Source organism: Hydrogenophaga sp., from assembly GCF_018780075.1.
Lineage (GTDB): Bacteria > Pseudomonadota > Gammaproteobacteria > Burkholderiales > Burkholderiaceae_C > Hydrogenophaga.
In genome coordinates, this window is the sequence record NZ_JADMKB010000086.1 from 19,469 (window position 1) to 31,008 (window position 11,540).

General features: G+C 70.5%; 9 protein-coding genes. 4 read left to right on the forward strand and 5 right to left on the reverse strand.

From position 1 onward, the window contains the following. Positions 1-36: 36 nt before the first annotated feature. Both IV088_RS14665 and IV088_RS14670 read right to left on the reverse strand, forming a co-directional pair. Positions 37-1,095 carry a GTP-binding protein gene (locus IV088_RS14665; RefSeq protein ID WP_291103353.1) on the reverse strand — a complete coding sequence of 353 codons (1,059 nt, stop codon included), beginning with the start codon at positions 1,093-1,095 and terminating at the stop codon, positions 37-39. After that, entirely contained in the window at positions 1,092-2,735 is a 1,644-nt protein-coding gene (locus IV088_RS14670; protein ID WP_291103355.1) for an amidohydrolase, read from the reverse strand. Before IV088_RS14670 ends, IV088_RS14665 begins: the two co-directional genes overlap by 4 nt. 95 nt (positions 2,736-2,830) lie before the next feature. Here IV088_RS14670 and IV088_RS14675 point away from each other — a divergent pair, with 95 nt between their 5' ends. Beyond that, on the forward strand, positions 2,831-3,973 hold the full coding sequence (locus IV088_RS14675) for a PAS domain-containing protein (protein ID WP_291103358.1): 1,143 nt from the start codon (positions 2,831-2,833) through the stop codon (positions 3,971-3,973). A 2-nt stretch (positions 3,974-3,975) separates the two neighbouring features. Here IV088_RS14675 and IV088_RS14680 read toward each other — a convergent pair whose 3' ends face one another. Continuing rightward, positions 3,976-4,914: a transporter gene (locus tag IV088_RS14680; protein WP_291103359.1), complete on the reverse strand. Its 939-nt coding sequence runs from the start codon at positions 4,912-4,914 to the stop codon at positions 3,976-3,978. A gap of 171 nt (positions 4,915-5,085) precedes the next feature. Between IV088_RS14680 and IV088_RS14685 the strand changes: the two genes are divergently transcribed. From IV088_RS14685 to IV088_RS14695, 3 genes are all read left to right on the forward strand, one after another. After that, positions 5,086-5,787 (forward strand): alpha/beta hydrolase, encoded by a 702-nt coding sequence (locus IV088_RS14685; RefSeq protein ID WP_291103361.1) that lies wholly within the window; start codon positions 5,086-5,088, stop codon positions 5,785-5,787. A 181-nt stretch (positions 5,788-5,968) separates the two neighbouring features. Further along, the gene (locus IV088_RS14690; protein ID WP_291103364.1) at positions 5,969-7,918 is read left to right on the forward strand and encodes a methyl-accepting chemotaxis protein; all 1,950 of its coding nucleotides are present in this window, start codon (positions 5,969-5,971) and stop codon (positions 7,916-7,918) included. A gap of 100 nt (positions 7,919-8,018) precedes the next feature. After that, a complete protein-coding gene (locus IV088_RS14695) occupies positions 8,019-8,735 on the forward strand; it encodes a dienelactone hydrolase family protein (RefSeq protein WP_291103367.1) in 717 nt (238 codons plus the stop codon). Between the two features lie 141 nt (positions 8,736-8,876). Here the strand turns inward: IV088_RS14695 and IV088_RS14700 are convergent, their stop codons facing one another. Next, entirely contained in the window at positions 8,877-10,457 is a 1,581-nt protein-coding gene (locus IV088_RS14700; RefSeq protein WP_291103370.1) for an MFS transporter, read from the reverse strand. A gap of 22 nt (positions 10,458-10,479) precedes the next feature. After that, a partial coding sequence (locus IV088_RS14705) for an amidohydrolase family protein (protein ID WP_291103373.1) occupies positions 10,480-11,540 on the reverse strand: 1,061 nt, incomplete at its 5' end.

Sequence of the window (11,540 nt, forward strand, 5' to 3'; positions counted from 1 at the left end):
GCGGGCTCCGTGGAACGTGGTGAGATGGGGTGAAGGTCAGAGGGGCGAGGGCGTGGCGTGGGCGCCGGTGAATTTCAGGAGGGTGCTTTCGATCAGCTGGCGCTCCAGTCCCTGGGTGATGAAGACCAGGCGCGAACGGCGGTCGGCGTCGGGCCAGGCGGGCAGGGGCACCGGCGGGTGCACCAGGTGCTGCGCGGCGTGCACCACCAAGGGGTGGTCGGGGTCTTCGGCGATGTGGATCAGGCCCTTGAAGCGCAGCAGGCGTTCGCCGCGCAGGGCGGTCAGCAGGCCGAGCCAGTGCTGGAAGGCCTCGGTCTCGAACGGCGTGTCCACCGTCAGGCAGTGGGCCTGGATGTCGCTGGCATGGGGCCGGGGCGAGCGCATGAACACCGATTCGGAGCGCGTCCCCGTGCCCTGTCGCAGCCAGGTGGTGCCGCTGCCGGGCGTCCCGTGGGGCCGGCTCAATGGCGACAGGAACGGGTTCTCCAGGCAGAGCAGGTGCTCCGAGCGCAGCACGCCTTGGGTCACGCGGTGCTGCGGTGCGCTGGGGTTGAGGCGCGACAGGCGCTGCTCCAGCCGTTCCAGCGCCGCCGGTGGTGTGAGGTCGGTCTTGGCCAGCAGCAGCGCGTCGGCCACGGCGACCTGGCGCCGGGCTTCTTCGTGCTGGTTCAGCGTGGCGAAGCCGTTGTGGGCGTCCACCACCGTGGCCACGCCGGCCAGCCGGAAATGACGCGCGGTGTCGGGGTGCGTGGCCAGGGTGTGCACCACCGGCATGGGATCGGCCAGGCCGGTGGTTTCCACCACCACGCGCTCGAAGCGCAGCTCGCCGCGCTCGCGCCGGGCGTGCAGGTCGGCCAGGGTGAGGGTCAGGTCCTCGCGCACCGAGCAGCACAGGCAGCCGCTCTTGAGCAGGCGCACGTGGGGTGCGACGTGCTGCACCAGCAGGTGGTCCAGCCCGGTCTCGCCCAGCTCGTTGATGATGACCGCCGTGTCCTTCCACTCGGCGCGCTGCATCAGGTGCTGCAGCAGCGTCGTCTTGCCGCTGCCGAGGAAGCCGGTGAGCACGATCACCGGAAGACGCGGGTCGTGGCTCATGCGCCATCACGGTATACGCAGCGGCCCTCGAACCAGGTTTGAAGCACCCGCGTCTGGCCCAGTTCGGAGGCTTCGATCTCGAAGAGGCGGCGGTCGAGCACCGCGAGGTCGGCCGACTTGCCGACTTCGATCGAGCCGGCGCGATCGACCAGCCCGATGGCCTGGGCCGCGTTGGCGGTGTAGGCGCGCAGCGCGTCTTGCACGCCAATCGCCTGCTCGGGGCAGAGCGCGCCCTCCAGCCGACCGGTGGGATCGCGGCGCGTCACCATGCCCTGCATGGCGGGCCAGGGGCTGGGGTCGGGCACCACGGGCCAGTCCGAGCCGCCGGCGATGAGCGCGCCGGCGTCGAGCAGCGAGCGGATCGGCGCCATGCGGTCGACGATGGGTTGCGCCACCGTGGTGCGGATGGCTTCGATGATCACGCTCGGGAACCACAGCGGCGGCGAGAGGTCGGCCACCACGTTGAGTTCGGCGAAGCGCGGAATCTCGGCCGGGTCGATGAAGCTGGCGTGGGCGATGTGGTGTTGCAACCCCGGGCCGTTGAAGCTGCGCAGCACGTCGATGGCGTCGAGCGCGGCGCGCGTGGAGGCGTCGCCAGTGCAGTGGATCTTCACGCGGGTGCCGCGCCGCTCGCAGTCGGCCAGCACCTTGGCCAGCTGCGGCACGGTCAGCGTGGTGCCGCCGCGGAAGCAGCAGCCGTGCACCGCGTCGGGCAGGTAGGGCTCCAGCATGGCGGCGGTGCGCGAGGTGGGCACGCCGTCGAGGAAGATCTTGCCGGCGTCCGGCAGGAAGTGCCGGGTGCGGAAGTCGTCCCGCAGCGCCTGCAGTTCGTCCGGCATTTCTCCGGGCGCCAGCGGGGCTTCGGTCATGGGCAGCGAGCCCACCACCCAGGCGCTCAGGCGCCCCTGGTCGTCCAGCGTCTTCAGGGCGCGCATCACGGCACGCGTGGTCAGCGCTTCCTGCATGCCGGTCACGCCGCAGGCGTTGAGGCGCTTCACTGCGTGGGCGGCGGCTTCGACGTCGAGGTGGGGCGTGGCCTCCAGCGCGCGCGCCAGGGCCAGCTCCACCAGGCCGCAGGCCGCCTCCAGCAACAGGCCGGTGGCTTCGCCCGTGGTCGCGTCGCGCACGATGCGGCCGTTCAGCGGATCGGGGGTGTGTTGGTGGATGCCCGCCGCAGCGAGCGCTGCCGTGCTCACGAAGCGGTTGTGCTGCGAGTCGTCGCGCAGCATCACCGGGCGCCCGCCAGCGGCGTCGTCCAGGCGCTGGCGGGCGGCGGCGTCGATCTGGCCGATCAATGAGGAGCCCCACATGCCGCCCACGATCCACTCGCCGGGCGCCTTGCGGGTGGCGGTGTCGCGTACCGCGTCGAGCACCTGGTCGAGGCTGAGGATGGGGGGCACGAACATCTCGTAGAGTTCGGCCCGGCCGGCCCAGACGAAGTGGTTGTGAACGTCCAGCAGGCCGGGCACCACCATCTCGCCGGGCAGCGCCACCACGCGGGCTTCGGGCAGGGCGGCGCGGGCGTCTGCCAGTGTGCCCACGGCGACGATGAGGCCATCGCACACGGCCAGGGCCTCAACCCAGGGCCGTTCGGGGTCCATGGTGCAGATCAGGGGGTGGTGCAGGATGGTGTCTGGCATGGCGTTTGCTGTGAAGTTCAGGGTGTTGAAAAAGGGCATGCGGGCAGGGAATTCACCGTTGCTCTCCGCCCGCTGCCCGCTAACCTTGTTGCACCATGTCGATCGACCCCTCCGCGTACCTGAGAAAACCCGACGAGCTGCTGCTGGACCTGTACGCCAGCGCCGCGCAACCCGCCCGGTGGACGCAGTCGATGGACCGCCTGTGCAGCCTCACGGGTGCGCAGTCGGCGGTGGTGCAGGCCTTCCGGTTCGAGGGCGGTCGGGCGCAGGTGCTCTGGTCGGCGCAGGACTCGCAGACCGGCATCACGAGCGCGGTGCAGTCGCCCGATCTCGCCGCGGGCGACAACCCGCGCATGGAGCAGCGCCGTGTGCTGCGGGGCCTGGACCGCGTGGCCAACGACGAGCTGCTGTTCGACCCTGGTGACGAGGCCCGTCCCAGGCTGCAGCAGCGGCTGGCGACGCTGGGCCTGGGGCGCTTTATCGGCACCCTGCAGGATGTGGGCCGGGGGGTCTACCTCGGGCTGGCGCTGCACCGCTCGGTGCACGACGCCCACGATTTTTCCGGCGAACACGTCAACCGGCTGGCCGATCTGGCGCCCCATCTCGGGCAGGCGTTTCTGCTCACCGACCAGCTGCAGGCCTCCATGCAGCGCGACGAGCGCCTGCGCGGCCTGCTGGACAGCCTGCGCCTGGGCATCGTGCTGTGCAGCGCGGACGCCCGTGTGCAGTGGGTGAACCGCCAGGCCACCGCCATGCTCGGCCAGGACGCGGCCCTGTGCCTGCAAGGCGAGCACCTGCACGGCCGTTCCGCTGCAGAAACCCAGGCCCTGCTGGCGGCACTGTCCGGCGCCTTGCGCGAGGGGCCGCAGCGCGTGGGTTACCTGCGGCTGGGCGGCGGCGACCGCGCGCTGCACGTGGCGATCCGGCCGGGCGACGACCGGGCGTCGCTGATGCTGGTCGTGTCGTCTGCCACACAGGCACTCGATCTGCCTGCGGGCGCGCTGGAGAGCCTCTTCGGCCTCACGCCGACCGAGGCCCGCCTGCTGGGCGCCATCGCCACCGGCAGCACCGTGGAGGACTACGCCCTGCAGCGCGGTGTGTCGGTGGGCACGGCCCGGGTGCAGCTCAAGCAGATCCAGACCAAGACCGGTCAGCACCGGCAGTCCGACCTGGTCAGGCTGGTGTTGTCTTCGGCGGCAGCGCATCTGTCGGGCTCCGGTCAGGTCTGGGGTCACTGAACTCAGAAAGTCCAGGCCGCGCGCACGGCGAACTGGGTGCCCTGGCTGCGGTTGCGCGCACCGAACTCCTTGTAGGCGTGGGCCCAGATCAGGGGCCAGTCCGAACCCAGCTCGAAGAAGCTGATCGCCGGGCCCAGGGCCATGACTCGCGAGCGGTTGCCGTCCTGGAATTTCGTGCCGTTCTGCTTGTCGTCCGCGAGCTGCTGGTACAGGTAGCCGCCGACGCCGAGCGTCCACGGGCCGACGTGTTGACCGATGGCGAACTCGTGCTGGTATTCCGCGCCGGACTGGTACTGCGTGTCCTTGTTCTTGCCGTGGAAGTTGATCTGGATGTTGGAGGACACCTCCAGCCCGGCCGGGCTGATCCAGGTGAAGGCCATGGCGGGCGAGGCGGTCCAGTGGTTGGAGCCGCTGTTGATCAGGCGGTCGGCCCGGTAGGAGCCCGTGGGCAGTTGCAGCTCCAGGCGGCCGTTGACGAACAGGCCGGGCGAGGGGGCCCACTTCACGATCACGGGTGCGATGGTCACGTCGCCGACGGCGGCGTTGGTTCCCTTGAGCGGCAAGGGGCCGACCGGGGTGGGAATCGTGAGCTTGTTGCTCATGTCCAGGTAGGGCACGACCGCGGAGAACGCGTAGGTGCCGCCCAGCAGGGGAACGTCGGTGGACTTGATGATGGCCAGGGCCGCGCTGTTGACCTTGAGCTTGATGCCCACCGGTGACACCTTGCCGCGGGTGTCGCGCAGTTCGCTCGCGCTGTAGGCCGCCGCACGCATGCCCACGGTGGCGACGTCCGAAGGTGGCGGCAACATGCCGGCCCCGAAATCAAAGACGCCGAACGGTGTGATGGGGGCGCCGCTTTCAACGCTGTGCGCCGCACCCGCCAGGGTGAGGGCCGCGGCCGACACCAGGATTTTCGGGATGCTCAGGGATGTGGGGGACATGAAGGCCTCTCGTGGGTCAGGGGTTGGAAAAACTCTGAGCCACAAGCGTAGGGATCGGGGGGCCATGCTTCGCCTCCCAAACGGGATAGGCCCCCACGGGGGTTTGTACGGGGGTGCGGCGGGCCCCGGCGCCGAGCGCGTGCAGCGCCCGTGTCGCGTTATGCTGGCGCCATGAGCCCGAACCCCTCCATCCAGCTTCGCGAATTCGTCACCGGCGGTGACCCCGCCGCGCCGCCCGCGGCCAGCATCATCGTGTTGCACGGCCTCGGCGCCGATGGCAGCGACTTCGTGCCGATCGCGCAGGAACTCGACCTGAGCGCCATCGGCCCGGTGCGTTTCGTGTTCCCCAACGCGCCGGTGCGGCCGGTCACGATCAATGGCGGCTACGAGATGCGCGCCTGGTACGACATCCACCCGCCGGGCACCGACCCCGCCGTCCCGCGCCAGGAAGACGAAGCGGGCCTGCGCGGTGCCCAGGCCATTGCGCAGGCCCTGATCGACCGCGAGACCGGGCGCGGCGTGCCGCCCGAGCGCGTGGTGCTCATGGGCTTTTCACAGGGCTGCGTGGTCACGCTCATGGCCGGGCTGCGCGCGCCGCAGCGGCTGGCCGGGCTGGTGGGGCTCTCAGGCTACCTCGCCCTGGCCGAGCACACCGCATCGGAAGTCCACCCCGCGAACCGCGCCACGCCCATCTTCCTGGCCCACGGCGAAGACGACGACGTGGTGGATATGGCGCGCGGCACCGCGGCGCGCGACGCGCTGACCTCGCTGGGGTATGCCGTGGACTGGCACAGCTACCCGATGGGGCACTCGGTGTGTGCTGAAGAGGTGGCCGACCTCAACGCCTGGCTGGTGGCCCGCCTCGGCGCCTGAGGCGTTTCCGTCCTGCACCAGGCATCCACCGGGTCCGCAGGACCGTGCGAGGAGCGCGTCCGGTCGACGCGGCCATGACTGTCCAGAAGAAAAAGCACCAGGTCGCCGCCGCTCATCGGTCCTTCAGTTGGGTCCGGGTTGACCGATATTGGGTGTTCCCCATTGTCTTTTCAACTCCGCCATGACCACTCCCTCCCGCCGCGCCGCGCCTGCCCTGGACAGCTGGTCCCTCACCACCAAACTCACCGTGGCCTCGGTGTTGCTGTGTGTGCTGTGTGTGACCGCCACCAGCGTGGTCGTTGGCCTGCAGGCCAGCACCCGAGCCCAGACGGCCGCCAACGCCCAGGCCAACGAAGCGGCCGACCTGGCTGCCGCCCGTGTGGCCAGCGAGCTGGGCAGCAGCTTTTCGGCCGTGAACACCCTGGCAGCCACCCTGCAAGGCATGCGCGCCGCCAGCCATCCGCCCAGCCGGGACCAGCTGGACGACATGGCCCGGCAGGTGCTGCAGCAGCGCACCGAGTTCGTCGGCACCTATTCCATCTGGGAACCCAATGCACTGGACGGCAGGGACGCCGAATTCGCCAACAAGGGGCCGACCTACGATGCCACCGGCCGATACATCGCCTACTGGAACCGCGGCAGCGGCCAGATCGCGGTTGAAGCGCTGCTGGACTACGAAAAAGAGGGCGCCAACGACTGGTACGCCACGCCCCGGCGCACCCTCAAGCCCTCGCTGATCGAGCCTTACGTGTACCCCGTGGGGGGCAAGGACGTGCTCATGACGACCATGGTCACGCCGATTCTGGTGGACGGCAAGTTCGTGGGCGCTGCCGGTTCCGACCTGCCGCTGTCGGGCCTCTCGGAGCAACTGATCCAGCTGGAGCCGGTGCCGGGTGGCCGGGTTTCGCTGTTGTCCAGCAGCGGCTTGTATGTGGCGCACGCCGACGCCGCGCGCCTGGGCAAGAAGGCCGATGACCTGCCGGCCGACGCGTTGACCCAGGTGGCCAAAGGTGAGCACCACGGTTGGGAAGACGGGCAGGGCTGGGTGCACCTGGCTGCGCCGGTGAAGGTGCTCGATGGCATCGCGCCGTGGAGTGTGGTGGTGTCCTACCCGCGCGCGATCGCCGCCGCCGCTGCCCAGCAGCAGCTGTACGCCGCCATCACCGCGGCCGCGGTGGCCTGCGCTCTGGCGGCCATCTTCATGACGCTGCTGGTGCGCTCGCTCATGCGCCCCCTGCGCAACCTGGGCAGCACCATGGACGCGCTGGCCGCGGGCAACACCGACCTGTCGGTGGAGTTGCCGGTGAAAGGGAACGATGAGCTGACCGTGATCGCCCGCGGCTTCAACGCCTTTGCGCGCAAGCTGCGCGGTGCTTTCGGTGAGGTGGGCGAGGTGTCCACGGGGGTGGCCGCAGCCTCGCGCGAAATCGCCAGCGGCAATGCCGACCTGTCCGTGCGCACCGAGCAGCAGGCCACCCATCTGCAGCAAAGTGCCAGCGCCATGCGCGACCTCTCCCAGGCGGTGGCACACAGTGCCAAGTCTTCCGATCAGGCGGCCCGACTGGCCCGCGAGGCGGTGGTGCAGGCGCAGACGGGCCAGCAGGTCATGCGCGAGAGCAGCGCCGCCATGGACAAGATCAACGAGTCCAGCCGCCGCATTGCCGACATCACCAGCCTGATCGATTCCATCGCCTTCCAGACCAACATCCTGGCGCTGAACGCGGCGGTGGAAGCCGCGCGCGCGGGTGACCAGGGTCGTGGCTTTGCGGTGGTGGCCGGCGAGGTGCGCACGCTGGCACAGCGCAGTGCGGAAGCGGCCAAAGACATCCGCAAGCTCACCGTGGACTCTGAGGAACGTGTGGCCTCCGGGGCCGCGCTGATTCGCCAGGCCGAGGTCACCCTCAACGGACTGGGCGACGCGGTGCAGCAGGTCGACCAACTGCTGTCCGAGGTGAGCGTGGTCACGCGCGAACAGTCGGGACGGATCCAGTCCGTCACGCACGCCATCGGCGAGCTAGACCAGAACACCCAGCAGAACGCGGCCATCGTCGAACAGGCCGCCGCAGCGGCCGACCAGCTGCAGCAACAGTCGGCGCGCCTGGTGCAGACGGTCAAGCAATTCGTGGCCTGATCAGGCAGCTGTTTGTGAAAGCTGCATCCGGATGCAACGCCGGAGCGGCTGGGTGTCAGTTTCGTTTCATCTGTGTCCGGCGGGCGCTTATGCTGGACCAATGAACGCGCCAGATCTTTTACGCCAGTCCGTCGAGTTGCAGGAATTCGTGACCGGGCGCGACCCGTCCGCCACGCCGGTGGCCAGTGTCATCGTGTTGCACGGCCTGGGCACCAACGGCGGTGACTTCATCCCCCTGCTTCGCGACATGGACCTGTCGGCCGTGGGGCCGGTGCGTTGCGTGTTCCCCAACGCGCCCCTGCGCAGCATCAGCCTCAACGGCACGGACATGCACGCCTGGTACGACGCGGCGCCGGTCGAGACCCGGCGGCACGCCACGCAGCCGGCGGACGAAGCCGGCCTGCGCGACTCCCAGCGCCTGGTCCAGGCGCTGATCGAACGGGAGGAGGGGCGGGGCATGCCCTCCGAGCGCATCGTGCTGATGGGCTTCTCGCAGGGCGCCGTGCTCTCGCTGCAGACCGGCCTGCGTGCGCCCCAGCGCCTGGCGGCGGTGGTGGCGCTCTCGGGCTATTTGCCGCTGAACGCCCGCACCCTGCAGATGGAGTCGAACATCGCCAACCAGCGCCTGCCCATCTTCCTGGGGCACGGCGAGCACGACGAGGTGGTGGGCCTCGACCGCGCCCGGGCCGCCCGCACCGTGCTGCAGGTCATGGGCCACCTGGTGGACTGGCACCTCTACGACATGGGCCACGAGGTGAGCGACGCCGAGCTGGCGGACATCGGCGCGTGGCTGACAGGCGTGTTGAGCGTGGTCTGAAACCGTTCGGTCTCAGTCTTCACGGCTCCGGAACGCGCACCCCGAGGCATGAAGTGCCCCCGCCCAGGGCACCGCCGGGCCGGCTCCGCCGGACGGCCAGTGCCGCCCCCCGGGGGGTAGCGCGCAGTGCTGCGGGGGGGATCATCTCTCCGCGATGTAGTGCGACATGTGCGGGCTCTCGCCGGGCGCCAGAAACTCTCGCACCTCGGCTTCGAGCGCGTGGTCGGCCACGGTGGCGCGGGCGCGCTGGTGCAGGTAGTCGGCCCACGAGGTGACGATGAAGCGCTCGACATAGCGCGAGGGTTCGCCCAGGTCCTTGTAGATGCGCCAGAAGGTCGCGCCATCGCGGCGGCGTGGCGCTTTCATGCGGCTGATGGTGTCGAGGAAGGCCTTGTCTTCGCCGTTGCGGATGCGGTAGCCCACCTCCACCGCCACCGGGCCGGCCTCGGGGCTGGGTTCGGCCTCCACAAACAGCTCGTCCCAGGGCGTGCCCTGGGTCACCTCGTGCGCCTCGCCCACGCGCAGCGGGAACGGGCGCGCCAGCAGCAGGCCCGCGGCCATCAGGGCCCCGGCGGCGACCAGCGCGGAGGTGAGGCCGGCGATGTCGGACACCGCGCCCCAGAACGCCGAGCCGATGGCGAACGCGCCCAGCGAGGCCACGATGTGCAGCGCCACCGCGCGCGAGCGCACCCAGGGCGGGGCGCTGGCCTGGGTGGCGGTGTTGAAGGTGGACATGGCCGCCATCCAGGCCGCGCCGCCCACCATCATGGCGGCGTACACCAGCGCCGGCACGCGCACCCAGGCGGCCAGCAGCATGACGGTGGCAAACGCCACGCAGGCCGCGGCGATGATGGCGTCGAGCCCGAAGCGGCTGCGCAGGCGCCCGATCACCAGGCCCGAGGCCACCGCGCCGGTGCCCATGCAGCCCATCAGCAGGCCGAAGCCCTGCGCGCCCGTGCCGAGCTGGCGCTGCGCGATCACCGGCAGCAGCGCCCACAGCGCCGAGCCCGCCGAGCTGTAGGCCATCACGCGCACCAGCTGCGCCAGGATGATGCGCGAGTGCCAGGCAAACCGCAGGCCGCTCAGCGTGCCGCCCCAGAGGCGTTCGGCCGGCAGGCGCGAGGGCGGGTGGGCCTTCGGGGGCCAGCGGCGGATCGACTCCCACATCACCGCCGTGGTGAACACCGTGACCACGAACACCCAGCCCGCGCCGAGCATCGCAAACAGCAGGCCGGCCAGCGTGGGGCCGATGGCGCGCGCCGCGTTGTAGGCGATGCCGATGGCGGTGATCGCCTGCGGCCACTCGTCGCGCGGCACCGGGTCGACCACCGACGAGTTCCAGGCCGGGGTCAGCACGGCCGTGCAGCAGCCGCACACGAACACCAGGAACAGCACCGTGGCCGGCCCGCCCCAGCCGCCGAGCACCAGCCCGGCCAGCAGCACACAGGCGCCCACCTGCGCGATGAGCGCGCCCGAGATCAGGCGCCGTCGGTCGGTGGTGTCGGCCAGCACGCCGGCGGGCAGCGCCAGCAGGAACATCGGCAGGAACACCGCGGTCTGCACCAGCGCGGCGAGGAAGGACGAGCCGGTGAGCTCGATCATGAGCCAGGCCGCCGCCATGGTCTGCATGCCGTTGCCGATGAAGAACACGGCGCCACAAAGCCACAGCCCGCGGAAAGCGGGCTGTCGCAGGGGGCTCCAGATGGAGGCGGAGGGGGTCATCGGGCCATTGTCCCGCAGAGGCTCAGGCGGCGCGTGCCGCGCCGGCCAAAACCCTGGCCAGCTGGTTGTGCCGCTCCACCAGCGGCCCCAGGTCCACCGTGGTGAGCCGGCCTTCGCGCACCACCACGCGGCCGTTGACCACGGTGTACGCGGCGGGCGGGCTGGCGCAGAGCAGCAGGCTGGCCACCGGGTCGTGCACCGCGCCGCCGGCAAAGCCCAGCGTGCGCAGGTCAAACAGCGCGAAGTCGGCGCACATGCCCACCGCGAGGTGACCGACGTCTTTGCGCCCCAGCACCTGCGCGCCGCCGCGCGTGGCGATGTGCAGGGCGTCGCGCGCGGTCATCTCGGCCGGGCCGAGGTCGCAGCCGAAGAAGATGGTGCCGTCGCGGGTCTCGGGCGGCTGCAGCGCACGGCCCACGCGGGCGAGCAGCAGCGCCTGGCGCGCCTCGTTGACCATGTGCGCGGCGTCGTTGCTGGCGCTGCCGTCCACCCCCAGGCCCACCGGCACGCCCGCGTTCAACATGCGGCGGATGGGCGCGATGCCGCTGGCCAGGCGCATGTTGCTGCAGGGGCAGTGCGCCACGCCGGTGCGCGTGGCGGCGAAGAGGGAGATGCCTTCGTCGTCGAGCTTCACGCAGTGCGCGTGCCAGACGTCGTCGCCCAGCCAGCCCAGCTCCTGCGCGTACTGCGCGGGCGTCATGTTGAAGGTCTCGCGGCTGTAGGCGATGTCGTGGTCGTTTTCGGCCAGGTGGGTGTGCAGGCGCACGCCTTGCCCTTTGAAGCTGCGGGCCAGTTCGGCGCTCTGTGTCATCAGCGCCGGGCTCACCGAAAACGGCGAACACGGGGCCAGCGCCACCTGCACCATGGCGCCGTGCGCGGCGCTGTGCCAGGTCTCGATCAGGCGCTGGCTGTCTTTCAATATCGCGTCTTCCTTCTCCACCACGCGGTCGGGCGGCAGGCCGCCCTGCGATTGCCCCACGCTCATGCTGCCGCGTGTGGCGAGGAAGCGCATGCCGATCTGCTGTGCCGCCTCGATGCTGTCTTCCAGCCGCACGCCGTTGGGGTAGATGTAGAGGTGGTCGC

Bases quoted from the DNA above. Each gene is read 5' to 3' on its own strand.
- IV088_RS14665 (WP_291103353.1), bottom strand. From the start codon at position 1,095: ATGAGCCACGACCCGCGTCTTCCGGTGATCGTGCTCACCGGCTTCCTC.
- IV088_RS14670 (WP_291103355.1), bottom strand. From the start codon at position 2,735: ATGCCAGACACCATCCTGCACCACCCCCTGATCTGCACCATGGACCCC.
- IV088_RS14675 (WP_291103358.1), top strand. From the start codon at position 2,831: ATGTCGATCGACCCCTCCGCGTACCTGAGAAAACCCGACGAGCTGCTG.
- IV088_RS14680 (WP_291103359.1), bottom strand. From the start codon at position 4,914: ATGTCCCCCACATCCCTGAGCATCCCGAAAATCCTGGTGTCGGCCGCG.
- IV088_RS14685 (WP_291103361.1), top strand. From the start codon at position 5,086: ATGAGCCCGAACCCCTCCATCCAGCTTCGCGAATTCGTCACCGGCGGT.
- IV088_RS14690 (WP_291103364.1), top strand. From the start codon at position 5,969: ATGACCACTCCCTCCCGCCGCGCCGCGCCTGCCCTGGACAGCTGGTCC.
- IV088_RS14695 (WP_291103367.1), top strand. From the start codon at position 8,019: ATGAACGCGCCAGATCTTTTACGCCAGTCCGTCGAGTTGCAGGAATTC.
- IV088_RS14700 (WP_291103370.1), bottom strand. From the start codon at position 10,457: ATGACCCCCTCCGCCTCCATCTGGAGCCCCCTGCGACAGCCCGCTTTC.